At 34.5% G+C, this 26,190-nt stretch carries 18 protein-coding genes; 5 read left to right on the plus strand and 13 right to left on the minus strand.

Annotated elements, in window-relative coordinates; translation table 11 throughout:
• The first annotated feature begins 2 nt into the window (after positions 1-2).
• Positions 3-596 carry a lipocalin-like domain-containing protein gene (locus C1721_RS05675; protein ID WP_234347353.1) on the plus strand — a complete coding sequence of 198 codons (594 nt, stop codon included), beginning with the start codon at positions 3-5 and terminating at the stop codon, positions 594-596.
• Positions 597-633: 37 nt separating this feature from the next.
• On the opposite strand, the gene C1721_RS05680 is transcribed toward C1721_RS05675, so the two are convergent.
• The 3 genes from C1721_RS05680 to C1721_RS05690 are packed head-to-tail and all read right to left on the minus strand — an operon-like array spanning position 634 to position 4,365.
• Complete coding sequence (locus C1721_RS05680) at positions 634-1,413, minus strand: radical SAM protein (RefSeq protein ID WP_102409258.1); 780 nt, start codon at positions 1,411-1,413, stop codon at positions 634-636.
• Positions 1,414-1,473: 60 nt separating this feature from the next.
• Positions 1,474-3,540 (minus strand): helix-hairpin-helix domain-containing protein, encoded by a 2,067-nt coding sequence (locus C1721_RS05685; RefSeq protein WP_102407501.1) that lies wholly within the window; start codon positions 3,538-3,540, stop codon positions 1,474-1,476.
• Positions 3,541-3,552: 12 nt separating this feature from the next.
• Positions 3,553-4,365, minus strand: a complete 813-nt coding sequence (locus C1721_RS05690; RefSeq protein WP_102407502.1) for a PorV/PorQ family protein — start codon at positions 4,363-4,365, stop codon at positions 3,553-3,555.
• A 133-nt stretch (positions 4,366-4,498) separates the two neighbouring features.
• On the opposite strand from C1721_RS05690, the gene C1721_RS05695 reads away from it, so the two are divergent.
• A complete protein-coding gene (locus C1721_RS05695; RefSeq protein WP_102407503.1) occupies positions 4,499-5,104 on the plus strand; it encodes a DUF4294 domain-containing protein in 606 nt (201 codons plus the stop codon).
• Here the strand turns inward: C1721_RS05695 and C1721_RS05700 are convergent.
• Positions 5,096-5,626, minus strand: coding sequence for an RNA methyltransferase (locus tag C1721_RS05700; RefSeq protein ID WP_102407504.1), 531 nt, complete (start codon positions 5,624-5,626; stop codon positions 5,096-5,098). The two genes, C1721_RS05695 and C1721_RS05700, sit on opposite strands and share 9 nt — an antisense overlap.
• 790 nt (positions 5,627-6,416) lie before the next feature.
• Between C1721_RS05700 and nadA the strand changes: the two genes are divergently transcribed.
• Complete coding sequence (gene nadA, locus C1721_RS05705) at positions 6,417-7,403, plus strand: quinolinate synthase NadA (protein ID WP_102407505.1); 987 nt, start codon at positions 6,417-6,419, stop codon at positions 7,401-7,403.
• 17 nt (positions 7,404-7,420) lie between these two features.
• Here the strand turns inward: nadA and porZ are convergent, their stop codons facing one another.
• From porZ to leuS, 4 genes are all read right to left on the minus strand, one after another.
• Positions 7,421-9,751, minus strand: coding sequence for a type IX secretion system anionic LPS delivery protein PorZ (gene porZ, locus C1721_RS05710; protein WP_102407506.1), 2,331 nt, complete (start codon positions 9,749-9,751; stop codon positions 7,421-7,423).
• Between the two features lie 4 nt (positions 9,752-9,755).
• A complete protein-coding gene (locus C1721_RS05715; protein ID WP_102407507.1) occupies positions 9,756-10,334 on the minus strand; it encodes a non-canonical purine NTP diphosphatase in 579 nt (192 codons plus the stop codon).
• An 80-nt stretch (positions 10,335-10,414) separates the two neighbouring features.
• Positions 10,415-11,296, minus strand: coding sequence for a YitT family protein (locus tag C1721_RS05720; protein WP_102407508.1), 882 nt, complete (start codon positions 11,294-11,296; stop codon positions 10,415-10,417).
• Positions 11,297-14,134, minus strand: a complete 2,838-nt coding sequence (gene leuS, locus C1721_RS05725) for a leucine--tRNA ligase (protein WP_102407509.1) — start codon at positions 14,132-14,134, stop codon at positions 11,297-11,299.
• A gap of 336 nt (positions 14,135-14,470) precedes the next feature.
• Here leuS and mutS point away from each other — a divergent pair, with 336 nt between their 5' ends.
• On the plus strand, positions 14,471-17,086 hold the full coding sequence (gene mutS, locus C1721_RS05730) for a DNA mismatch repair protein MutS (protein ID WP_102407510.1): 2,616 nt from the start codon (positions 14,471-14,473) through the stop codon (positions 17,084-17,086).
• 96 nt (positions 17,087-17,182) lie between these two features.
• Here the strand turns inward: mutS and C1721_RS05735 are convergent, their stop codons facing one another.
• Both C1721_RS05735 and C1721_RS05740 read right to left on the minus strand, forming a co-directional pair.
• Complete coding sequence (locus C1721_RS05735; RefSeq protein WP_102407511.1) at positions 17,183-18,151, minus strand: fimbrillin family protein; 969 nt, start codon at positions 18,149-18,151, stop codon at positions 17,183-17,185.
• A 479-nt stretch (positions 18,152-18,630) separates the two neighbouring features.
• Positions 18,631-19,587: a fimbrillin family protein gene (locus C1721_RS05740; RefSeq protein WP_102409259.1), complete on the minus strand. Its 957-nt coding sequence runs from the start codon at positions 19,585-19,587 to the stop codon at positions 18,631-18,633.
• A gap of 207 nt (positions 19,588-19,794) precedes the next feature.
• On the opposite strand from C1721_RS05740, the gene C1721_RS05745 reads away from it, so the two are divergent.
• On the plus strand, positions 19,795-20,913 hold the full coding sequence (locus tag C1721_RS05745; RefSeq protein ID WP_102407512.1) for a helix-turn-helix domain-containing protein: 1,119 nt from the start codon (positions 19,795-19,797) through the stop codon (positions 20,911-20,913).
• 73 nt (positions 20,914-20,986) lie between these two features.
• Here the strand turns inward: C1721_RS05745 and ychF are convergent, their stop codons facing one another.
• The 3 genes from ychF to polA form a co-directional block, all read right to left on the minus strand.
• Complete coding sequence (ychF, locus tag C1721_RS05750) at positions 20,987-22,090, minus strand: redox-regulated ATPase YchF (protein ID WP_102407513.1); 1,104 nt, start codon at positions 22,088-22,090, stop codon at positions 20,987-20,989.
• Between the two features lie 137 nt (positions 22,091-22,227).
• A complete protein-coding gene (locus C1721_RS05755) occupies positions 22,228-23,394 on the minus strand; it encodes a 6-bladed beta-propeller (RefSeq protein ID WP_102407514.1) in 1,167 nt (388 codons plus the stop codon).
• Positions 23,395-23,407: 13 nt separating this feature from the next.
• The gene (gene polA / locus C1721_RS05760) at positions 23,408-26,173 is read right to left on the minus strand and encodes a DNA polymerase I (RefSeq protein WP_102407515.1); all 2,766 of its coding nucleotides are present in this window, start codon (positions 26,171-26,173) and stop codon (positions 23,408-23,410) included.
• Positions 26,174-26,190 lie beyond the last annotated feature (17 nt).

The raw sequence follows: 26,190 nt of genomic DNA on the forward strand, positions 1-26,190 counted from the left end.
CAATGATGATGAAAAAGAATATTCTTATAACTATCAGCTTAGTTGCAGTTATTTCAGGTATAACAGCATGCAAACATGTTACAGAATTAAAAGTTATAAACGGAACTGTTATTGATGCCAGTATGAATAATATTACATTGGCAACTTCCGACGGAAATACGGTAAATATCAGCACAATGAATGCAAATCCTGAAAAAGTTCCGGGTGTATTGCTTTATGATTCCGTAAAAGTAACTTGTGTAAATAAAGATATGGAGGGTATAAAAATATTGACCGCTACCGAATTGTCAATACTGAGACATTCTCCTTATTATTATATACAAGGAACGTGGATAGAACCTAATCCAATTGCTCCGAAAGAAGTGCAAGGTTTTACGTTAAACCAAGATGGAACGGCACAATCCGTAAATATGGCCACTTTAAGCATTGACGGATGGAATTTAGAAGACCGCACATTATTCCTTAATTATAAAAGCATAGGAAACAGACAAAGCTTTGATGGCATCGATACTTTACAAATAAATAAAATAGACGCTGATTCATTGGTTTTATCCCAAAAAGGCATAGTAATCTGGCGTCTTGGTAAACAGAAATAATACAGAAGAAGGCTATCCATCACAGATAGCCTTTTATTTACGCAGAAACCGTTACATCAAAGCCTGCTTTACGAGCTTTATCGGCTATTATTTCCAAATCATCCTTAGAAACCTTTTTCAAGGCTTTTACAGGCGTTTCTCTGTCTATGGTATATATCATTACCTGTTTAGGACGAATTTGTTTTAAGGCTTCAATCCAACCGTTTATTTCAGCTTCTGTGGTATTATCTATATTTACTCCGTTTATTTCACCTCTTAAAAACATCGTTTGAATAATAAGATTACCTTTAAAACGACACAATTGTTGTAACAACTTATCAAAGGTAAAAGAAGGCGAATTAGGTACATTCAATTGTTGTATCCGGCTATCTAAAACAGAGTCTAACTTCAATATATTATCTTCAATCTTATTCAATGCGTGGAATACTTCTTCCTTATGAAGCATAGTGGAATTGGAAAGAACAGCTATTTTAGCTTTTGGGAAGAATTTGTTACGGGTTGCTATTGTATCATCAATAATTCCGGCAAACTCCGGATGCATAGTTGGCTCGCCATTTCCCGCAAAAGTAATTACATCAGGAGCAACTCCCTCAGCTTGCATGCTTTCTAATTTCTTTTCCAAAGCCTCTTTTACCTCTATACGAGACGGTAATTTACTATGTGTACGACGTTCTTCATTCAATCCGCATTCACAGTAAATACAATTAAATGAACAAAGTTTACCATCGGTCGGCAATAAATTCATTCCTAAAGAAACACCTAATCGGCGGCTATGAACCGGGCCGAAAACTATTTTATCAAAAAGAATTGTTGACATAACTTTATTAACAGACATTTATCATCAGATTATAATAACATACAAAACTACAAAAGCGTTTTAAAATTTCCATCTAAGTAAAGCATAAATATCTGTTTTATTTGAGCCTTCTATTTCCTCCATATCCGTACCGATAACATCCCTGTCCATATAATGTGTGTATGCACATTTAGCAAAAAGAGATAATTTATTCAATATATCCCAACGAAATACGACGGATAAACGTATTCCCTTTCCATAAAAAGACGACATATTAAATACATAAAGAATGTTTTTCTCATAAGAACTTATCCGGCTGGAATAGTCGTCAGTGAAAAAACAGGCAGCATACAAATTGGCTTGAACAGGCAAAGCTGGAGGAATCCATCCTGCATTATGAGAGAACATAATGCCTTTACCGGATTTTCCAGTTTCTTTATACAAAATACCATCAACAGAAGTTTTGAAAATAAAAGAAGCCGAAAAATGATAGCTCGTCTGTATTCGTATCCGCTGCCGGCTATAAGGCGAAACAGCTATATTATTATCATCCGGAACTGACAAGTCCTTTTCTTTCTGCATGTATTTATAACGTATATAAGCCGAAAAGTTCTTTCCTGCCGTATAGTCCGCCTGTAGCATGTACTCTTGACCGGAGGAAGGCGAAGAAACACCGTATTTTAACCATGGGAAACGAAAGAAATCTGCATAGGCTGACAGTTTCCAATAAGGAATAGGAGTAAATTGAATTCCCATATATAACCCTTGTTCATTTTGTATAGATGAGTTTTGCGAAAAAGCATTTCCAAAATAAGCCTGATATTGTTTGTCGTAATAGCGATATAAGAGCAATAATGACATATAAGAAGCCGGAGTTAATTGTATTGCATTTAAAGTTGCCAGTGCTTTATTCTTAGAAACAGCTGTTTCTCCATAGAATTTAATCTTGTTATTTTTAAACAGGTAATCAATACTCGCGTTTACATTATTATTTCCACGAAAATAGAAATGATTATATGGTTTCCATTCCGGCATCATTTGATCATTTCCAAAAGAGTAGGAGAGGGCTGTTATACCTACACATATATTGGGTGTTGCATACCGGATATTTCCTCCTATCGTCTGCATTTTAACATTATACCTCTTTTCCCAATCTCTTTTCAAACGATGATAACCATCTGTTTTTATAGATGTGAAAACATTATCCTGTACATTTGCATCCAACTTACGCAAAGAATAAAAGAAACTTATATCTACAGACTTTATATTAACCGTTGCTGCCGCTCCACGGAAGAAGTCATTTTCATTTGTTGAAAAATGTCTTCTAAAACCATTATTTCTCCTTTCAGCTTGAGTAACAATGGAAGTACGACTAAGAGAAAAGTCATTGCTTACTACCAAACCTTGTCCGAAAGAAACTTTATAATCGCCTATCGACAAAGTTTTCAACATCTTTATATCTTTCAGAAAAAAATGGAATGAATAATAATCATACCCTTTATGATATTGATTCCAGAAAGGTTCTCCTGCATCCTTTTCTGCAACCACACCAAATTGAAATCTATCATCAAATGAGTATGAATAACGTAAAGATGTATAAAAGGATTCTCCTAAATATTTCCTATTCGGATATTGTTGTAATATACTATCAGGATATGAACCATATCCTTTCTTTTGTTGAAAACATTTATCATATCTGATTTGTAATTCATTAGAACCATATTTCAACAGGTTTTTCACTGTAAAAGGACGTTTATCAACAGATATATCACCAACATATACAAATGGAAGGAGTAATTCAATAGTTTGTAAATCCAAGTTTTCAATATTTTTCAGTTCGTAAACAGTGACCATTTTCCCATATCTATTTCTATAATTTATTATATTTTTTATCTGAATATCAGACAAAAAGGGTAATTTCTGTAATTGTTTTTCAGTAACTGAATTTAATTCAAAAGGATGTTCGGTAAGATAAGACAGTTCCGAATATACTGTTTCCAACTTTTCAGTATCTTCTGTATTTTGAACCATTTCCTCTACATATTCCATCCATTTATCAACAGAAAAAGAAGTTTGACTTTTAGCATTATAACCATTAATCAACAAGTATATTAACATGGTTATAAACGATAGATTAAATCTTTCCATAGTAAAGCATATTTAAAAAGAAAATGATAGGCCAATGCCTGTACTTATTCCCAGTACCGAATGATATGTAGCCGCAGTATTAATAGTAAAACCGGATAAATCATATCCAAATCCAAAAGAAGGTATAAACGGCTTTCCCCTTATTCCTCCCCGAATATGAAATACATTGAAAACTGTATATTCAAAACCTACATTTCCCAGTAATATATGTTCCTTACTTGTACCTAAACTACCAATTATCAACATATCATTAATAATTTCCCATTGAAAACCTAATTGTAACAAATAAGGCATAAAATCTTTTATTTCAACTCCTTTATTTTTAATTGGTACAGACGGTAAATTCATTATCAACATACCTACTAACAAATTATCAACCGGATGAATTGTAATTCCCAAGTCTGTTGATAATCCCGAAACTGTTCTTTCTGTTAACTCCGTTTGCAACATAGTATATTGTACAGACACTCCTAACGACCACTTTTCAGACAGTTGTTTACTTAAAGATAAACGAAACATACTTTCCCTGTAAGCATCGTATCCAAAAGAAAAGATATCAACACCTGCCGATAATAAATTATCAGGATACCGAAAACTGACATTTACAGTACTTAATTCCTTTAATAAGTATTTATTGAAATAATTGATTTGTATGGATTTTGACTCGGATAAAGCTATTAATGAAGGGTTGAAAAAAGCAGATTGAGTAACTTCATTTCCACCCATGGAAATACTGCGTATATCTGCCAAACGTAAGTTATCAACAGCATATAAATAAGATTGAAAACTTGCCAATAGCAGCAAGCCAAATACAATTCGTCTCATAGAAAAGGTTTTCGTTTTAATACAAATGCAAAAGTAATACTTTATACATACCTGGCAATTTATTAATAAACGAATTAGTCAAATAGTGTAAAACCTGTACATCAAATCATTAAATCACCTATTTTTGCAACGTATGGCAAGAGTTAGATTGTATATTTTTCTATTATTTATTACTGTTTGCTTCTTTAAGGGAAGTGCACAGACATTCAAAATGAACATCCTTCCGGAAGGACTACAAAGAGCTTATTTCGATGGAAAAGACACAGTGCCTATTGTTCATTTAAGAGAAGTATACGTTTTTCCCAAGGAAAAATTTAAAAATAAACGTGAAGAAGCAAAATATAATAAATTAGTACGCGATGTAAAACGCACATTGCCTTATGCTAAAATGGTATATGAAACACTTATAGAAACGTATGAATATATGGAAACATTGCCTACGGAAAAAGCTCGTCATGAACATCTTAAACGAATGGAAAAAGAATTGTTCAAAGAATATAAACCGGAGTTGAAAAAACTTTCTTTTTCGCAAGGTAAATTACTTATTAAACTAATTGACAGAGAATGTAACCAATCCAGTTATAATCTGTTGAAGGCTTATTTGGGTAGTTTTAGAGCAGGCTTCTGGAACTTGTTTGCCGGTATGTTTGGAGCCAGCCTTAAAACAGAATACGATCCAAAAGGAAAAGATGCAATGACCGAACGAGTAGTTATAATGGTTGAAAACGGTTTAATCTGACAACTGTTTAAAGAAATCCCAAATAACTATACCGGTAGTTACAGATACATTTAAAGAATGCTTTGTTCCGTATTGAGGTATCTCGATGCACATATCACATTTATCAACAACTGCCTGTTGAACTCCTTTTACTTCATTTCCCATAATAACAGCATACTTTTTATTCTTGTCCAACAGAAGCTTATCCAACATAATACTTCCTTCTACCTGTTCTATTGCGCAAACAGTATAACCTTGTTGCCGAAGTTTATCAACAGCTGCCAAAGTATCATCAAAATACTTCCAGGTAACAGTATCTTCGGCACCTAAAGCCGTTTTATGTATTTCTACATGTGGAGGACATGCGGTTATTCCACATAAATAAACAGCTTCTACTTTGAAAGCATCCGAAGTACGAAATACAGAACCCACATTATTTAGGCTTCTTATATGATCTAAAACTATTACTAAGGGTATTTTTCTACTTTCTTTAAACGCTTCCGGAGTAAGGCGATTCAATTCTGTTACTTTCAATTTACGCATATATCCAAATCTATTATTACCTTGCAAAGGTAGATATTTCCATACGAAATAAAAGTAAATATTCCGTTGAAAACATATTAATAAACAGTGAATATAAAATGAAAAATAATTCTTGTTTTATTCAAATACTTCATTATACATCCCTCTATTTTATATTTGCAATAGAAATAATCCTTTATTTATTATATACTTTCAACATCAACTATACACATATAAACATACATAATTTCCATAAATTTATTCACATCACTTATTATAAACGATAATATATAAAAATACGTAACTTAAAGAAAAACAAATGATAAGAGCTACCATATACTGTTGGTATCTTTTTAATAAGTAATTTATATACCTTAATAACTCAATATACAAGATATATAAAGAAAATCTTTTAACCATTTCAACAGGACATCATATTCATCATATTTTTTAATTAAGAATAAATATAATAAGAATATAATATATTAATGTGGATAACTTGATCACACACTATTTAGAGATACCTATTTTATAATACTCTCGGAAGAAATTTTATTTCCTTTCGAGAGAAACTGAATTTTCTTCCGAAAGGAGTTAAAAGTACTTTTTATATATGGTTTTATTCGTTTTTCATATTTGATAATGAAGAAAGTTATAACTTTGCATATTATCAACTTATTGTTGATAACTATATAATATAAAGATTATCAGTAAATAGAATATTAATAACTTAGTTTATATCTTGTAAATAAGCTATTATAATTGCCTTATTTATAGCTTCTGATAGAACTAAAACGAATAAAATAAAGCTATGTCAACAAATCAATCAATAGGATATATGGATGTTCCTGTACCGAAAAATATAGATCTGAAAGAAGAGATTAACAGATTACGTAAAGAAAAAAACGCAATCATATTAGCTCATTATTATCAAACCGGAGATATACAGGATATTGCCGATTTTGTAGGTGACAGTCTTGCATTGGCTCAGTGGGCAGCAAAAACTAAAGCAGACATAATTGTATTATGTGGTGTTCATTTTATGGGAGAAACAGCAAAGATTCTTTGTCCTGATAAAAAAGTATTGGTTCCTGATTTGAATGCCGGTTGTTCTTTGGCTGATAGTTGTCCGGCTCCTGAATTTGCAGAATTTGTGAAACAGCATCCGGGTTATACGGTTATTTCTTATGTAAATACTACAGCTGCTGTTAAAGCAGTAACGGATGTGGTGGTAACTTCTACCAATGCCCGTCAGATTGTTGAAAGTTTTCCGGAAGATACAAAGATTATTTTTGGTCCAGATCGTAATTTAGGTAATTATATAAATGGTATTACAGGACGTAATATGTTATTATGGGATGGTGCTTGTCATGTTCATGAACAATTCTCTTTAGAAAAGATATTAGAATTAAAGAAACAATATCCGGAAGCAGAAGTAATAACTCATCCCGAATGTAAACAACCTATTATACAGGTCTCAGACTTCGTAGGATCGACTGCGGCATTATTAAAGCATACTATTAAGTCTGATAGAAAACAATTCATTGTAGCGACTGAAAGTGGCGTTATTCATGAAATGCGTAAGCAGAGTCCTTACAAGGACTTTATTCCTGCTCCTCCGAATGATAGTACCTGTGCATGCAATGAATGTAGTTTTATGCGTTTAAACACAATGGAAAAGCTTTATAACTGTCTGAAATATGAATTACCTGAAATATTTGTAGATGAGGAAATTCAAAAGAAAGCTATAAAGCCAATTAAGAAAATGTTGGAAATATCGGAGAAACTAGGATTATAGTATCCTTTTCAATTCTATTATTTAATCACAGCTATTTTAGTAACAACGCTTTCAGAACCTTCGTTTGTAGATATTAATACTAAATAAATACCTGTAGAAACCCGACTGCCTGATTTGTTCTTACAATTCCAGGTTGCCTGTCCACCAATTGATTTGGTTTGATAAAGTATGTTTCCGTTTATATCGGTTATTTTTATATTTGAATTGTCCATTAATCCGGTAATTGTTACTTTATCATTAAAATCAGGCCTTACAGGATTTGGATAAGCATATACGTCGGAATAATTTTCTTTTCCTTTTGTAGCTTCACCTTTATAAGATACGAGTCCTTTATCAGTACCCATAAATACTTCTCCTGTTTCATCATTAATATCAATAGAATAAATTACATCGGATATTAATAAACTGTTGCTTGTATTGAAGTAATGAACTATTTCTTGATTATCGGCCGATAATACATAAACACCATTACCATCAGTTCCAATCCATTTTTGGTTCCCTCCGTCGACAGTGATACAATTTACTTTTATATTGTCAAGAAAATAATAAGGTTCATCATTTTCATTAGTAAGTTTTATGCGTATACAACGAACAACAGAAGCAGCGGCTTTGTCTGGATTAGTAATATAAATAGCGCCTTTACTGGTTCCAATCCAAACTTGGTTATTTTTATCTTCTGCCATGCAGTTGTAACTGTTAGGGCTGAAATTATTACCATCTTGATCTATAAAGTTGGTATATTCCATATACGTGTCATCAGAATCATCTATTGTTCTGTTGTTATCCAATACAACTATTTTAGGATTTACTCGTGGAATGTTAAACCATTTTTTATCTGTCGAAGTAATCAATATACTATTTAGTGTATATTGGTTATAAAGAGGAGGACAAGCTATACTATGCCATTTACCATCAGTATCCATTACTTTAATAGGTGTATTGGCTTCTGAATTATTCATCCATATATTTCCATATTTATCGAAAGTCGCTCCATCTATGTTCATGTAAGCCTTGCTTGAAGGAACTGAAATAGCACTTTCAATTGTACTGTTTGAAGTATCATACTTATAAAAATCGGAACCGGCAAACAGTGCTGCTCCATTATTGTAAGCAGTAACAAATATGTTTTCATCATTCTTCGGATCAATAGCAATGCTCGTAAAGTTTCTCATACCTGTTTTAGGTGATATTATGCTCCATTTATCATAATCATAAACCATTATTTCTCCTTGATAACCTAAAGGATTGTTGTTTGATGATTTTCCACCCGGTATTACATAAACTTTTGAATTGTTGCATAATACTCTGTAAGAATTATTGTATTTAGGACTGTTTATAATAATAGGATCACTATTTACGCTATATGCACCGGAAGTATTTTTTGTTATATATTTTAATCCGGAAGTACCGTTTGCTATCCAGTAAGAATCCGTTTTGTCAGCAGATGATATATCATTAATACTTATATTGTTTACTTGGTCGTATTTATCCAGATCAGAAAAAATGTAGAATTGATTAGAACATATACAAGCTAATTTATTAGCTATTAATTTAACGCTTGATATGGTGGTATTAGTAATTATAGGAATTATTGTATTATTGTCTTCATAATAAATTCCGTTATTCTTTACGAAAAAGCATATTTTACCTTGAAAAAGCAGTAATGTATTGATGTCTTTATTATTGAATAAAGAAGTATTGATGAAATACTCTTTCCAATTATTTTTATCTAATAAATTATCATTTAAAGATGCTTCCAATATACCATCTGAAGTAGAAGCATATATTTTGTTATTATTGATAATACATGATGTAGTAATGACAGAAAGATTATATGTATCTGTTATTTCTTTCTTTTTCATATTGACTACCATAATACCGAAATTGGTGGATATATAAGCGTATTCGTTATATAACAATACAGAATTAACGTCTTTATCAGTTATGTTAGTGTTGTTGTAAAGATAAGGAAGATTGGTTACGATATTATTATCTATAATATCTATGTTCCAGTTATTATAGATAATAAGGAGAGATTTGGTATTAGTATTGTATTTAATAAATGAAATTTGACTGTCATTTAAACCGGTAAGTTTATTGTATTCTTTAATACTGTTATCTTCTTTTGTATAAGAATATAAAGATCCTTGTGGTTTTACTTCATCCTTCTTTATATTATAAGGTAAATCACCTTCCGCAACAACAAATACTTTATCTGCTGCTTTCTCTACAATGCGTGTATTATAGTATGACAAATAAGTTTTCCATCTATCGCTTGATGAGTTATCTGAAAATACTGTATTTGCAATTACGAAAATGAATAATAATATAATATATAGACGTTTCATATAACTAAAATATGCCGTTTAATAAAAAAGTACTTAATTTTTTTACTGCTTCTGCACGATGACTGATCTTATTTTTTATATCACCCATTTCTGCAAAAGATTCTGTATAATTATCAGGGACAAATACAGGATCGTAACCAAAGCCGTTTTTCCCCCTCTTTTCTGTCAAAATAGAGCCGTTTACAACACCTTCGAATAAATACTCCTTATTATTTAAAATAATGGCTATAACTGTCCGAAAACGTGCTTTACGATTTTCTTTGCCTTCCATTTCTGATAAAAGCTTTTTCATATTGGCTTCCGAATTGTGTCCAGGACCTGCATAACGGGCTGAGTAAACGCCCGGAGCATTGTTTAAAGCTTCTACTTCCAACCCGGTATCGTCGGCAAAACAATCATAACCATATTTTTCCTTTATATAGCGTGCTTTTTGCAAAGCATTTCCTTCTAAAGTATCTGCCGTTTCGGGTATGTCGTCATGACAATTTATATCAGCCAAACTTATGATTTCTATTTTATCCGCTGTCATTTTCCGAACTTCGTCCAGTTTATGTTCATTATTGGTGGCAAAAACTAATTTCATATCATTGTAAGAGTATAATAAAAAAGCACTTCCGTGAATATAAACGTATGGAAGTGCTTTTAATTGTTTGAATATTTATTTTATGCTTTTATCTGATCAAATCCTTCGCCATATACTCCCCGTACAATGCTTTGCGAAATAAATGCCTGATGGTCTATTTTTTTTACCAAACGAAAAATAGAAACAGATTCGGATTTTTTAGCCAGCAAGACGACTACTTTAACAGGTTTTCGGGAATATCCTCCAACCCCATCAAGAATAGTGCATCCACGCCCTAAATCATGAATAATACGATCTGCTATCTCATCATATTTCTGGGAGAATATAAAAAATTGTACGGACTGACGGTTTCCGTTTAATACCATATCGAGAACGTAGTTGCTAATTATCATTTCAACAAAACCAAATACAATTTTATCTATGTTGTGGAATAGAAAAAATGATGAACTGATAATAAAGAAATCACAGAATAATAAAGCACGTCCGATAGATATATTCTTATATTTATTTACAATAGCTCCGATAATATCGGTTCCTCCTGTACTTCCATTGGCAGAAAATACTAATCCCAATCCGGCTCCGCAAAGAAGTGCACCGATCATGATGGCCATAAATGGCTGATCATGTAAAATTGGATTTCCTTTCAACAACCATTCAAAGAGTGATAAAGAAACGGAAAGAGAAAATACCCCGAATATGGTTTTTATAAGGAACTTAAAACCTAATATTTTAAGTGCTGCCAATAGTAAAACCACATTTATAACAAAGTATGAAACAGATACTGGTATAGCGCCATTAGTCGCAAAAAATATTAATGCGCAAATACCACTAACACCACCGGTCACAATTTCATTAGACAGGATAAATGCGTTAAAGCCGAAACCATACAATAAAGTTCCGAATATAATTACCAGATAATCCTGTATCGAAAAATAAACTTTATAAAATTGGGCTGCTCTCATTTAAATAACAATATTAACGATCTTACCTGGAACAACAATCACCTTTTTAGGTGTCTTGCCTTCCATCCATTTAGCGGAACTTTCGTGACTAAGAGCAACTTTCTCTACTTCTTCACGAGGCATATCGGCCGGAAGTTCCAGATTAAAACGGGCTTTTCCGTTGAATGAGATGACATAAGTAACTGAGTTTTCTTTCAGGTACTCTTCATTGTGCTGTGGCCATGGAGCATCGCAGATAGTGGTGGTATGACCACATTCATGCCATAACTCTTCTGCAATATGCGGTGCGAACGGGGCAAGCAAGATAATCAGTTGCTCCAGAATAGCACGCTTATTATATTTCAGGCTGCTTAATTCATTAATACAGATCATGAAAGCACTGATAGAAGTATTGTAAGAGAAATGCTCAATATCGAATGTTACTTTCTTAATCAGTTTATGTAATGATTTCAATTCCTCAGCTGTTGGTTCAGCATCCGTGATCTGCAAGCTTTCGGTATTTCCATAGAATAATGTCCAAAGCTTTTTCAGGAAACGGTGAACACCGTCGATACCGTTTGTATCCCAGGGCTTGGATTGTTCTAACGGGCCTAGGAACATTTCATACAAACGCAATGTATCTGCTCCGTATTTTTCGACGATCATATCCGGGTTCACTACGTTGAACATAGACTTTGACATTTTTTCAACAGCCCATCCGCAGATATATTTACCGTCTTCCAGAATAAATTCAGCGTTGTTGTATTCCGGACGCCAATTCTTGAAAGCTTCCGTGTCGAGTATATCGTTGGATACGATGTTTACATCCACGTGTAGAGGAGTTACTTCGTATTGATCCTTCAAGTTCAAAGATACAAATGTGTTGGTATCTTTGATACGATACACGAAGTTGGAACGTCCCTGAATCATACCCTGATTAATTAGTTTCTTGAACGGTTCTTCTTCGCAGACAACTCCCATATCATAAAGAAATTTGTTCCAGAAACGGCTGTAGATAAGGTGACCGGTAGCATGTTCTGTTCCTCCTATATAAAGGTCTACATTGCGCCAATATTCGTCAACTTGTTTGTCTACTAATCCTTTGTCGTTGTGCGGGTCCATATAGCGCAGGTAGTAAGCGGAAGAACCTGCAAACCCCGGCATTGTACAAAGTTCCAGTGGAAAAATGGTTTTATTATCTATTTTAGATGTTTCAACAACCTTTTTATTTACAGAATCCCATGCCCACTTGATAGCATGTCCCAATGGAGGTTCACCGGTTGCAGTAGGGAGGAACTTATCAACTTCCGGCAATCGCAATGGCAATGATTCTAAAGGTAACATTTGAGGCATTCCGTCGGCATCATAATAAACCGGGAACGGTTCGCCCCAATAGCGTTGACGGCTAAAAATTGCATCACGCAGACGATAATTTATTTTTACACGTCCCAGTTTATGTTCAGCTACATACTTTTTGGTAGTGGCAATGGCTTCTTTTACTGTCAATCCGTTTAATGACAGTTCGCAGTAGGGAGTTACGTTCGGTCTCGGCGAGTTGCAAACGATGCCTTCTTTGGCATCGAAACTTTCTTCGCTTACGTCGCAACCTTCGATCAGCGGAATGATAGGCAGGTTGAAATGTTTGGCAAAAGCATAGTCGCGGCTATCGTGTGCCGGAACTGCCATGATGGCTCCTGTTCCATATCCAGCCAGTACATAATCGCTGATCCATACGGGTACTGCATCTCCGGTAAACGGGTTGATGGCATATGATCCGCTGAATACACCTGTTACCTGACGGTCTGCAATACGTTCGCGTTCGGTACGTTTTTTAGTACGATCCAGATAGGCATCTACTTCCTGTTTTTGCTGCGGAGTAGTTAATTGCTCAACTAATTCACTTTCGGGAGCCAATACCATGAAAGTAACACCGAACATAGTGTCTGCACGGGTGGTAAAGATGGTAAATTCCAGATCGCTGTCTTTTACTTTGAAGTTTACTTCGGCACCTTCGCTGCGACCTATCCAGTTGCGTTGTGTCTCTTTCAATGAGTCTGTCCAGTCTATTGTATCCAAACCATCCAACAGTCGTTGTGCGTAAGCCGATACACGCAGGCACCACTGGCGCATCATCTTTTGTTCTACCGGATAACCACCACGTTCGGAAACACCGTTTACAACCTCATCGTTAGCCAGTACAGTTCCCAGTTCGGAACACCAGTTTACCATAGTATCACCCAGATAAGCGATACGATAATTCAGAAGTATTGCTTGTTTTTCTTTATTGCTTTTTGCTTTCCATTCTTCGGCAGTGAAACTCATTTCTTCGCCGCAGGCAACGTTTAGGCCCTCGGTTCCGACCTGTTCGAAAGCGGCAACTAGTTCGCTGATAGGGCGTGCCTGCTTTTCGTCGTTGCAATAGTAACTGTTGAACATTTTGATAAATGCCCATTGTGTCCAGTGGTAATATTCGGGATCGCAGGTACGGATCTCGCGGCTCCAATCGTAACTGAAACCTATTTTATCCATTTGCTCACGATAACGGGCAATGTTTTGTTTAGTAGTAACTTCGGGATGTTGTCCGGTTTGAATGGCATATTGTTCGGCCGGCAGACCGTAAGCATCATATCCCATCGGATGCAATACGTTGAAACCCTGTAACCGTTTATAGCGGGAATAAATATCAGAGGCTATATAACCGAGCGGATGACCTACATGCAAGCCTGCTCCTGATGGGTAAGGAAACATATCTAACACATAGTATTTAGGTTTATCTTTATTTTCTGTTACTTTGTAAACCTCATTGGCAATCCAATATTCATGCCATTTTTTTTCAATTTCTCTGAAATTATACTCCATAATTATTTGTTGTTTATTTTTATCTTTTCCATTTCAGGTCACAAAGTTAGTGAATTTATTTATTTTATATACGTAATTGTAAACAGTGCTTTTTTATAGGTGTTTTTTGTATTTGTTATTCATTATTTCGTATGGTTTGTACGAAAGTAAAGTTTATCGGATAAATGATTAATCAAAACTTAGTATTTCCTGTTTCATCGGGATGATTTTTTATAAAGTTCCCGATCATTTAAACAAATCATCGAGAACTTTATTTAGATGGTTTCGGAATTCTTTCTTCAGCAAAAAATAATACCTTTGTAGCAGATAATTGTAAATATTAAATAATAGATTGCAGTGGCAAAGATTGTAGAAACCCCTTTAATGAAGCAGTATTTTGATGTAAAAGCAAAACATCCGGATGCCATTTTGTTGTTCCGTGTAGGAGACTTTTATGAAATGTACGGGGAAGATGCTGTTATTGGTGCCGAAATACTTGGGATTGTACAAACAAAACGTGCGAATGGGGTAGCCCAACATGTAGAGATGGCTGGTTTTCCTCATCACGCGCTGGATACTTATTTGCCAAAATTGGTGCGTGCCGGTAAACGTGTAGCTATATGTGACCAGTTGGAAGATCCTAAAATGACTAAGAAACTGGTAAAAAGAGGAGTTACGGAATTAGTTACACCAGGTGTTTCTATTAATGATAATATTCTGAATCATAAGGAAAATAATTTTCTTGCAGCGATTCATTTCGGAAAAGATATTTGCGGCATTGCTTTTTTGGATATATCTACCGGAGAATTCATGACAGCTGAAGGTACTCCTGATTATATAGATAAATTATTGAATAATTTTTCGCCTAAGGAAGTCTTAATTGAAAGAAATAATAAAAAGCGTTTTGAAGAATGTTTTGGTCCCCGTTTTTTTGTTTTTGAACTTGAAGACTGGATATTTACTTCTGAAGCTGCTCAAGATCGTTTATTGAAGCATTTTGAAACAAAAAACTTGAAAGGATTCGGAGTACAGCATTTAAAGTTTGGGATAATTGCTTCTGGGGCAATTCTTTATTATTTGGATCAAACACAGCATACTCATATTTCACATATTACATCTCTTTCGCGCATAGAGGAAGATAGGTATGTGCGTTTGGATAAGTTTACAGTACGTAGTCTGGAACTGGTAGGAACTATGAATGATGAAGGAACCAGTTTGTTGGATGTAATAGATAAAACGGTATCTCCTATGGGGTCACGTATGCTTCGCCGTTGGATTTTATTCCCTTTGAAAGATGTTAAACCTATTCAGGAGCGCCAGGATGTAGTTGATTATTTCTTCCGTCATCCGGAAATAAAAGAATTGCTGGATATGCAATTAGAACAAATAGGGGATTTGGAACGTATTATTTCCAAAGTGGCAGTAGGACGTGTATCGCCTCGTGAAGTTGTTCAATTAAAAGTGGCTTTACGTGCTATTGAACCTATTAAAGAGGCTTGTATAGCGAGTGAAGAACCTAGTTTATGTAGGATAGGAGAGCAGCTGAATGCGTGTGCTTTAATTAGTGAAAAAATAGATAAAGAGATAAGTAATGACCCGCCTTCATTGGTTAACAAAGGCGGTATTATTGCTAAAGGAGTTAATGAAGAGTTGGATGAATTGCGTTCTATAGCTTATTCCGGTAAAGATTATTTGCTGCAAGTACAGCAACGTGAAATAGAAAAGACGGGAATACCAAGTTTAAAAATCGCTTTTAACAATGTGTTTGGGTATTATATTGAGGTTCGTAATGCGCATAAAGATAAAGTTCCGGCTGAATGGATACGTAAACAAACATTGGTAAATGCCGAGCGTTATATTACAGAAGAACTTAAAGAGTATGAAGAAAAGATATTAGGTGCAGAAGAAAAAATACTTTCTTTGGAAACACGTCTTTTTAATGAATTAGTTTTGACGTTAACTGATTATATTCCTCCTATTCAAGTAAATGCAAATTTGATTGGTCGTATAGATTGTCTTCTTTCTTTTGCCAAGGCGGCTGAAAGTAATAAATATATTCGTCCGGTAGTAAATGATCGGGAAATGATAGATATAAAACAAGGCCGTCATCCGGTAATTGAAAAACAATTGCCTTTGGGTGAACCTTATATTGCCAATGATGTTTATCTGGATGATGAAAAACAACAGATTATTATTATTACAGGTCCGAATATGGCTGGTAAATCTGCATTACTTCGGCAAACAGCATTAATTACATTAATGGCTCAAATAGGTTGTTTTGTGCCTGCTGAAAGTGCTCAAATAGGTATTGTGGATAAGATTTTTACAAGGGTAGGGGCTTCTGATAATATTTCGTTGGGAGAATCTACGTTTATGGTAGAAATGAATGAAGCCGCCGATATTTTGAATAATCTATCTTCTAAAAGTTTGGTTTTATTTGATGAATTAGGACGTGGAACAAGTACATATGATGGTATATCTATTGCGTGGGCCATTGTAGAATATATTCACGAACACCCGAATGCTCGTGCCAAGACTTTATTTGCTACGCATTATCATGAATTGAATGAAATGGAACGGTCTTTCCGGCGTATTAAAAATTATAATGTATCGGTTAAGGAGGTAAATAATAAGGTAATATTTTTACGGAAACTGGTACTTGGTGGGAGTGAACATAGTTTTGGTATTCATGTGGCCAAGATGGCTGGTATGCCTAAGAGTATCGTAAAAAGGTCTAATGAGATATTAAAACAGCTTGAGAATGAAAATCGCCAAGATGGAATAAGTAGTAAACCTGTAAAAGAAATAGCAGCTGCTGCAGAGGGATATCAATTAAGTTTTTTCCAGTTGGATGATCCTATATTAAGTCAAGTTAGAGATGAGATTAATAATACGGATGTAAATAATCTAACTCCTTTGGAAGCGTTGAATAAATTGAGTGAGATTAAAAAGATTATTACGGGAAAAAATTAAACCTGGTTTCATACCCGGATATACAAAACTTTATATCCGGGTAATTGTGGAAAGTCCCTGTTAATATTAGATTGTTAATTATATGTTGGATTGTTTTTAGGGAAGGAAAAAGTCCCTGTTATTTCCCGAAATCCAACTTTTTCTGTTATATTTCTCCAGTTTTATATTTTTTCCGTCAAAACGAAAACTATATAAGTATTGGTAACCTTTATCCCATTGCGTTTGCTTTGGTAGCCGATATTTGTAAGATTTTCCATTAATAATGAAAATGACTTCTATATCTCCTTCTTTAACAGTAGGATGTATAGTTGGCATAACCATTATTTTAAATGTTTTGTAAGAATCACAATTTAAAGTTACAGAAGTATCCATATTTAACCGGGTTGATGCGGTAGATGGATGAGAGCCGTAATTTATTTGTCCTGAAGTGATGTCTAGTGTCCCTTTATTACATAATATACTTCCTCCTGCTTTATTCCCTACTTGGATGGCGCTAAGTTGATAAGAATCTAAAATTTCGGATTTATAGTTTTTGTCCATTCTTATTTGGAAAAATAATAGGGATAAAGCATGTTTCATAGAAAGTAAAGCATATGGACAATGAACATTTACAGCTTTATGTCCTTTTGTATGTGTTCCATACATATAGTCATGTGTTAATATGGCTATAGGAGATACCTGTATCGGGATATGTGTTGCCGGACAAGATAAATTTTCTTGATAAGGATGATAAGCATAAACCCTTAATGGTTCATTATCTTTCAAATAGATAGAAGATGATTGTTTCCATATAATACCATTTTTCTTAGAATTGAGTGCAACAATTTTTACATTTTTAAACTTACAAATACCATTAGGTAATCTGTCTGCTTTTTCGGAAGTAATGTAAAGCCCTAACGCTGAACCGGCAGAAAATTGCTCCATAAACGTACTAGATTTAATTGTTAGTATTTTTGTAATAATACAGAGTTTTTTCTGATGTGAATCTCTTGATAAAGAAGGATTATTCTCATCAGAACAGTTAGTAAAGCAGAACAGGAAAATTAAAAAAATAAGTTTATTCATTTTGTTTTAATTTTGTGGGACTTTCCACAACTTAATAAACACTTGAATGTGAATTTTTTTTCATTGTTTTGAAATGGGCAATCTCGGTTTCGAAATGTTAATTGATTTAAGATGTTGAATAGTAATATCTATGTAAAAATGACTTTTTAGTGACATTTTACTATATTCTTGAAAAAGAAAAAAACCGGTTTCGTCTGGGTTATGATTAAATAGAAGAGTGTTGTTGGCGATAAGTTGAGAGGGAATAATAATCTCAATATTTGAGGTTTTTTTAGACGAAACCGGTTTTATAAGTTTTAGTCCGTACCAATTTTAGGTACGGGCTGGATTATATATGTAGACGGCCTTTTTTTAAGACCGGAATAATCATTGATATTTGGTGTGGCCACCAATGTTAGGTAATGAGCCTAACATTGGTTTTGCACCTGTAAAGCACATCTATACGTGCTTTACATTTCCATGAACCAAAACATAAAAACTTATATAAAATTTTTAGATATATTATTTTCTTCTTTAGGAATCCAATTGTCTATCAATATTTTATCCAGTAGTAAAGAATTTCCGTTAAAAGTCAATTTATACTGATATTTATATCCTTTTTGCCATTCCGTATTTGTTGGAATTAAATATCTATATGTTTTATTGTTAATAAAGAAAAGTGCTTCAATATCTCCTTCTTCAATGATATTGTTTGTTGGAATTACCATTATTTGTATTGGCCTACAGTGTGTTGTAGTTAACTGAATAGGTGATTCTGTAGTTAATTTTGTAGGAGAACAGATTCCTGTAGAACCGGTAATTGTTCCGGAAGCTATATCCATCGTACCCTCACTATATAATTTATTTCCTCCTGCCTTATTTCCTAATTGGATACCATTTAGCAAAAAGCTGTCTGCTTTTATATCTGTTTTTACTTCAAAGGAGATAAGAGATAAAGCGTGATTCATTGTGAGTAGGGCTATTGGTGACATATTGTTTACACTTTTTTGTCCGGTTGCTAGTGTTCCATACATATAATCATCAGTTTGTGTTGCATCTGGGGATATTTTAACAGGGATGTGTGTTGCATTAAAATCTGTTTGTGGTTGATATGGATAGTAAGCGTATACAGTTGTTATTTCTGAGTTAAGAGAAATATCCGGTTCTTGTTTCCAACAAATTTTGCTGTTTTCCAGATAGGCTGTTGATTTTACATTTTTGTAATCTATATTTTTCCGATAAACTTCTCCTACATTGCCTGATGTTACGTGTAATCCGATAATAGCTCCATTTGTGAATTCCTGTATTAAGTTAGGTGATTTTGTTGTTAAGACTTTTGTATATATCTGTAATGGTTTTTCTTTGAACTCAAAGCTATCTATAGATATAAGACAATTGTCGCCTGAACAACTATATATACCTGCTGTGAGAATCATGAATAATAGTAACTTTTTCATTTTTATTCTATTTTTGTAATTCATTTGTTACGAATGCAAATATCTGGCAGTTTTAGAAGAAAGAAGGAGCAATAGATATAAATTGACGGTGAAATCGTATAAAAATTCATGGTTCAAATAATCTACTAGCGTCATATTATCCGGTAAAGAAGCAAATGAAACATTTAAGGTTTCATTTTGTTTATATTATAGAAGAGGATTACTATTATGTTGGACAAAATTCAGTTTTTATTAAGTTTACAAATATTGGGGTTCTGTTTTTTTGGAGGTCTTACTTTATTATTGAAAGCTCGTGATAACCGGGCTAAACAGATTCTTGGTTGGAGTATGTTGCTGTGGGCTTTTTTAGCAGCAGTACGTGTCTCTGTCAATTTATATGTAAATGATTCAAAAGAAGTTTTCCATCCTGATGTTCTTGTTACCGGTTGCCTTGTCTCTGCTAGTTTGGCTTGCTATGTAATAGAAGTACTTAGACCTAGATATTTAACATTGAAACGTTTTTTGCTCTTTATAAGTCCTTTATTAATTAGCGGTTTATCATTTTTTATTTATCGTTTGGCCGGAGGAGAAATACATGTTTATTATTCTTTGAAGGATGTTTTTGTCAATTTTGATTTAGATATGTTTTTACGTTTGGTATTGTTGCTATTTACATTAATATATATGACTTTACCTGTGTATCTGGTGTTGAAATATAGTAAGGAATTTACAAAATACTTAAGCGAAAATGTTTCTAATCCGGAGGACTATGATTTGAACTGGTTGAAGAAAATCATGGTCATTTTAGTAATTTTATATGTCTTTTATCTGGTACTTTTGTTGACGGATAAACCTATACTTTATGTGATTGATAAAGCAATACTTCTTATAGTATGGTATTATTTCTTTTATAAAGCATTATTTCTTAAGGTTATAGAATTGGATCATTCTTTTGAAAAAGGTTGGGATTTGTCTTATTGTAATGAAAATGACGAAGAGGATGACGAACAACATTCTATGCTCACTAAACGTTATGTTGAGGATGTATATACGTGGTTTGAACGGGAAAAACCTTATTTGAGAGAAGATTTGCGTCTTACTGACTTGCAGCGTGTATTTCCTATTAGTCGTTCTTATTTGTCTCAATTATTCAATAAAGAATTGGGATGTTCGTTTTCTGATTATGTAAATAGTTTTAGGATAGAAGAGAGTAAACGTTTGCTGGAAGCTGAACCAATGACAAGTATACAAGAAATTGCCGAACGTTCCGGTTTTCACTCTATCAGTACGTTTCGGCGTGCCTTTATAAAATGTACGGGAATGATGCCTTCCGAGTATAGAAAATAGTAAACAGAATATAATAAAAAAGGACAGAAGAAAATAAACTCCCTGTCCTTTATATAAGTTCTGCTGTATTAGTTTAAACATTGAAACGGAAATGCATTATATCACCGTCTTGCACAATGTACTCTTTTCCTTCTACACTCATTTTACCGGCTTCTTTAACTGCATTTTCTGAGCCGTAGGAGATATAATCATCGTATTTAATAACTTCGGCACGAATAAATCCCTTTTCAAAATCTGTATGAATAACACCTGCACATTGAGGAGCTTTCCAACCTTTATGGAAGGTCCAGGCACGAACTTCGTCTGGACCGGCAGTTAAAAAGGTTTGCAGATTCAATAATTTATAGGCCGATTTAATCAAGCGGCTTACTCCGGATTCGTTCAAGCCTATTTCCTGTAAAAACATTTGCCGTTCTTCAAAGGTGTCAAATTCAGCAATCTCGCTTTCTATTTTGGCAGCAACCACCAATATCTGGGCATCTTCATCTTTTACTGCCTCACGTACAGCTTCTACATATTTATTACCATTTACCGTACTAGCCTCGTCTACATTACAGATATACATTACAGGCTTGTTGGTTAATAAAAACAGATCATGAGCTATTTTTTCTTCATCTTTTGTGTCGAAAGAAACAGTACGTGCACTTTTTCCTTGTTCTAAAGCCTCTTTGTATTTGCATAGTACTTCATAAGCTACTTTCGCTTGCTTATCGCCGCCGGTCTGCGCTTGTTTCTGTACTTTGGCGATACGGCTGTCTATTGTTTCGAGGTCCTTAATTTGGAGCTCATAATCAATAATTTCTTTATCTCGAACCGGATCTACACGACCATCTACGTGAACAATATTATCATCATCGAAACAACGCAATACGTGTAAGATAGCATCTGTTTCACGGATGTTTGCTAAAAACTTGTTGCCTAGCCCTTCTCCTTTACTGGCTCCTTTTACTAATCCCGCTATATCCACGATTTCCACAGTCGTAGGAATTACACGTTGCGGATGCTCGATTTCTGCCAATTTATTCAAACGTTCATCTGGAACAGTAATTACTCCAACATTCGGTTCAATTGTGCAGAACGGGAAGTTTGCTGATTGTGCTTTTGCATTTGATAAGCAATTGAAAAGAGTAGATTTTCCTACATTTGGAAGACCCACGATACCACATTGTAAAGCCATTTATAGTTGATTTAATTTATACATCTTTGTTTCAGCCCGTAAAGATAGTGAATTTTCATATTTCTTGTGGAAGATTCTTGATAGAATAAACCCGACTAGCGCAAAAGCTCATTGATAGGATATTTGGCCAGTGTAGATTAGTTTTTGAATTTCAGGATCATCAGTACAGGATTATCTTCTTCTTGCAATTTGGAAGCAATCTTTTTCAGTTTTTCGTCAGCTATTTGGTTTTTGTTGTAGGCTTCTATCAAATCCATTGCATTCAGTTGTACCAGGCCATATCCATAAGGAACAGCCGAGATATTGATGAATTTAGGATTCATGTTGTGGTTGTTTATATCATGGTTGTAATAGATAGGTTCGAACCATTCATCTGCTTTCCGATCGTACATATAAACCTTTTCCTCTCTTTCGATATTGGCTGCCATGTCACTCATTTTGATTTTTATATGCCGGGGTATCCTGCTTATCCAAGCGTAGCGGTCGTTCATACCGTGGAAGAATAGGAGAGGGGCTTCTTCGTTTGTACTTGGTAAGTGGATTGGAACCATTACAGGTTCTAATGTCTGGTCCGGATGCATGACGAATACTGTGTCTAATGCAACGTTTGTCAGCCATATCCTGTCTGTGCAGTGGAATATTTGAGGTAAATCTCCGTAGGCTTCGCTGATGTGTCCGTCATCCCATATAATTTTGCGGTTACTGGCAATGAAACGGGGAATTTCTATTAAGAGGGTATCTATTGTTCTATTGTCTTTGGAGATAATGAAATAAGGATAATACGGTTCTTTTGATCCTTCTTTATTATAACTGCATAAAAGATAATCCTGATTGAAGTCACAGACATTCATCTCCATTATATTTGTATTGATTAGAGTACGGAGATATTTTCCGGAAAAGTCGTACACTTTCATACTGGTATAATCAGCTATAAATACTTCTTTCCGCTTCCAGTCCACTATATTGTAAATAATGGCATTATATTCTTCCGGTCCTTGCCCTCTTTTACATATGCGTCCTTGCAGTTTTTGTCCTTGCCTGTCGAACAGCAAGATTTCTCCAACTTTTGCTCCTTTTATGACAATACCTTCCTCCGAAACTGAACCGAAGTCATCATTAACAAGCATTGAATCTGAAGTGGCTAACGGGAGATATTCCACTTCTGCTATATCTTGTAAATAAATGTCTTTAGATGGATAGTCTTTGGCTACATCAACCACTATTATATTACTTTTTATATCGCTTGTTTGTACACATGAACAATATGACAATAAAAAAAATACACATATTAAGTGGTATTTCATGACATATTCTGAATTAATGTGCTTCCAACCAGTTAATACCTTCGCCACAGTCAGCAATGAGAGGAACTTGTAGTTTGATAACACCTTCCATTTCTTCCAGTACTATTTGTTTTACTTTCTCTAGTTCTTCTTTATAGACATTGAAGTTAAGTTCATCGTGTACTTGTAGAATCATTTTGCTTTTTATGCCTTCCTTTTCAAAGCGATTGAATATATGTATCATAGCCAGTTTAATAATATCAGCAGCACTTCCTTGAATAGGAGCATTGATGGCATTTCGTTCAGCATAACCACGAACAACAGCATTGTGAGAGTTGATATCCGGTAAAAATCGTTTACGTTTGAATATTGTTTCTACATATCCTTTCTCTTTCGCTTTTGCGATACTTTCATCCATATATTCCCGGATACGTGGATAAGTTTGAAAGTAACCTTCTATAAGCTCTTTGGCTTCTGCGCGGGGTATATTTAAACGTTCAGATAAACCGAAGATAGAAATACCGTATATAATACCAAAATTCGCGGTCTTTGCTTTTCTTCGCATATCACTGCTAACTTCATTAATAGGCACTCCGTATATTTTAGCTGCTGTAGCGGCATGAATATCCGCTCCGCTCCGGAATGCTTCAATCATATGCTGATCACTGCTTAAATGAGCCATAATGCGTAATTCTATTTGAGAATAATCAGCCGAGAAAAATATGCAATTTGCATTATCTGCTGTAAATGCTTTTCGTATCTCTCTACCTAATTCATCTCGGACCGGAATATTTTGTAAGTTTGGATTAGTAGAACTTAAGCGTCCGGTAGCTGTTACTGCCTGATTATAGGATGTGTGTATCTTTCCGGTAGCAGAACGGATTAATTCAGGCAAAGCATCAATATAAGTACTGAGTAATTTTTTAAGTCCACGATATTCCAGTAATTTTCCTATAATAGGATGTTTACTGCGCATTTTTTCCAGTATATCTTCGCTTGTGCTGTAACTTCCGTTTTTTGTCTTTTTGGCTTTTTCTTCTATTTTCAGGCGACTAAAAAGGATTTCTCCTACCTGGCGTGCAGAATTGATGTTGAATTTTATGCCCGCAAGTTCATATATCTCTTTCTCCAAACTTTTCATAACCGCGGTAAGTTCTTCCGAAGATTGCTTTAAAGCGATAGTATCTATTGTGACACCCGTTGCTTCCATATCGGCAAGTACATATACTAAGGGCATTTCAATATCGTAAAATAAAGATTCAATACCTTCTTTTTTTAATTGGGGAGCAAAGAAATTTTTTAGTCTTAATGTAATGTCAGCATCTTCGGCTGCGTATGAAGAAATTTTAGATAGGGGAACGTCTCGCATAGAAAGTTGCTTTTTCCCTTTGGGTCCTATTAATTCTTCGATGTGTACAGTCTTATATTTAAGATAAGTTTCCGCCAAATAATCCATGCCATGACGTAATTCAGGATTTAGCAAGTAGTGGGCAATCATTGTGTCGAATAGTGGACCATTTACTTTTACCTTATACTTACGAAGTACCAGAATATCAAATTTTATATTCTGTCCTATTTTCTGTATTTTCTCATTTTGTAGAACCGAAGAGAAGCGTTCCGTTACTTTAGATGCTTCAATTGAATTTTCCGGTACAGGCACATACCACGCTTCATTTTCTTTTACCGCAAATGACATTCCTACTAATTCTGCGTTTAATGGATCTATACTGTTAGTTTCCGTGTCAAAAGCAAAAAAATCCTGACTCATTAAAAATCGAGCTAAATCTAATTGTTTTTCCTCTGTATCAGCAATATAGTATTTGTGTGGAGTAGTATTTAAGTCCGCGAGAGTAGAATATTTTGAAGAACTCGGACTCTCGGTCTCAAATAATCCAAAGAGATCGCCCTGAATTGGACCTTTTGAAGCTGGCTTCTTAGGTTCTGCTTTCATTTTGTTAATGAATGTTTTAAATTCCAGTTCAGTGTAAATCTCTGTCAAACGTTCTTCATTCGGTTTTTCATAAACACAAAGAGAAGCATCAAATTGAATAGGAACATCCGTTTTGATAGTTGCCAGAAATTTTGAGAAAAGTATCTGGTCAGCATTATCTTCTATTCTTTGTTTTTGCACTCCTTTCAGTTTATCCGTATTGGCTAATAGATTTTCTATTGTTCCAAATTCAGTGAGTAATTTTTGTGCGGTTTTTTCTCCTATGCCGGGGCATCCGGGAATATTGTCTGAACTATCACCCATTAGCCCCAATAAGTCAATTACCTGATTAGTGGAGGTTAGGCCATATTTGTTTAAAACCTCCGGTATTCCCATTACTTCATAATCTCCCCCAAAACGTGGACGGTACATGAAAATATGTTCCTCAACAAGTTGTCCGTAATCTTTATCCGGTGTCATCATATATACATCGAATCCTTCTTTGGCTGCTTGTTTGGCAATAGTACCGATTACATCGTCTGCTTCATATTTGGGTACTTCCAGAATCGGTATATTATAAGCTTGAATAATGTCTTTTATGATAGGTACGGATTGTTTGATTACTTCGGGCGTTTCTTCTCTCTGCGCTTTATATTGTTCAAAGGCTTCATGTCTGAAGGTGGGTCCTTTAGGATCGAAAGCCACTGCAATATGAGTTGGTGTTTCACGTTTTAATACATCTTCAAGGCTGTTTACAAAGCCGAAAATAGCAGAGGTGTTAACCCCTTTTGAGTTGATACGCGGAATCTTAATAAAAGCGTAATAGGACCGGTAAATCAACGCATATGCATCTATGAGAAATAGCTTCATTACTTTTAACACGTTTT

Source organism: Parabacteroides bouchesdurhonensis (assembly GCF_900186615.1).
GTDB lineage: Bacteria > Bacteroidota > Bacteroidia > Bacteroidales > Tannerellaceae > Parabacteroides > Parabacteroides bouchesdurhonensis.

Bases quoted from the DNA above. Each gene is read 5' to 3' on its own strand.
- C1721_RS05675 (WP_234347353.1), top strand. From the start codon at position 3: ATGATGATGAAAAAGAATATTCTTATAACTATCAGCTTAGTTGCAGTT.
- C1721_RS05680 (WP_102409258.1), bottom strand. From the start codon at position 1,413: ATGTCAACAATTCTTTTTGATAAAATAGTTTTCGGCCCGGTTCATAGC.
- C1721_RS05685 (WP_102407501.1), bottom strand. From the start codon at position 3,540: ATGGAAAGATTTAATCTATCGTTTATAACCATGTTAATATACTTGTTG.
- C1721_RS05690 (WP_102407502.1), bottom strand. From the start codon at position 4,365: ATGAGACGAATTGTATTTGGCTTGCTGCTATTGGCAAGTTTTCAATCT.
- C1721_RS05695 (WP_102407503.1), top strand. From the start codon at position 4,499: ATGGCAAGAGTTAGATTGTATATTTTTCTATTATTTATTACTGTTTGC.
- C1721_RS05700 (WP_102407504.1), bottom strand. From the start codon at position 5,626: ATGCGTAAATTGAAAGTAACAGAATTGAATCGCCTTACTCCGGAAGCG.
- nadA (WP_102407505.1), top strand. From the start codon at position 6,417: ATGTCAACAAATCAATCAATAGGATATATGGATGTTCCTGTACCGAAA.
- porZ (WP_102407506.1), bottom strand. From the start codon at position 9,751: ATGAAACGTCTATATATTATATTATTATTCATTTTCGTAATTGCAAAT.
- C1721_RS05715 (WP_102407507.1), bottom strand. From the start codon at position 10,334: ATGAAATTAGTTTTTGCCACCAATAATGAACATAAACTGGACGAAGTT.
- C1721_RS05720 (WP_102407508.1), bottom strand. From the start codon at position 11,296: ATGAGAGCAGCCCAATTTTATAAAGTTTATTTTTCGATACAGGATTAT.
- leuS (WP_102407509.1), bottom strand. From the start codon at position 14,134: ATGGAGTATAATTTCAGAGAAATTGAAAAAAAATGGCATGAATATTGG.
- C1721_RS05735 (WP_102407511.1), bottom strand. From the start codon at position 18,151: ATGAATAAACTTATTTTTTTAATTTTCCTGTTCTGCTTTACTAACTGT.
- C1721_RS05740 (WP_102409259.1), bottom strand. From the start codon at position 19,587: ATGAAAAAGTTACTATTATTCATGATTCTCACAGCAGGTATATATAGT.
- C1721_RS05745 (WP_102407512.1), top strand. From the start codon at position 19,795: ATGTTGGACAAAATTCAGTTTTTATTAAGTTTACAAATATTGGGGTTC.
- ychF (WP_102407513.1), bottom strand. From the start codon at position 22,090: ATGGCTTTACAATGTGGTATCGTGGGTCTTCCAAATGTAGGAAAATCT.
- C1721_RS05755 (WP_102407514.1), bottom strand. From the start codon at position 23,394: ATGAAATACCACTTAATATGTGTATTTTTTTTATTGTCATATTGTTCA.
- polA (WP_102407515.1), bottom strand. From the start codon at position 26,173: ATGAAGCTATTTCTCATAGATGCATATGCGTTGATTTACCGGTCCTAT.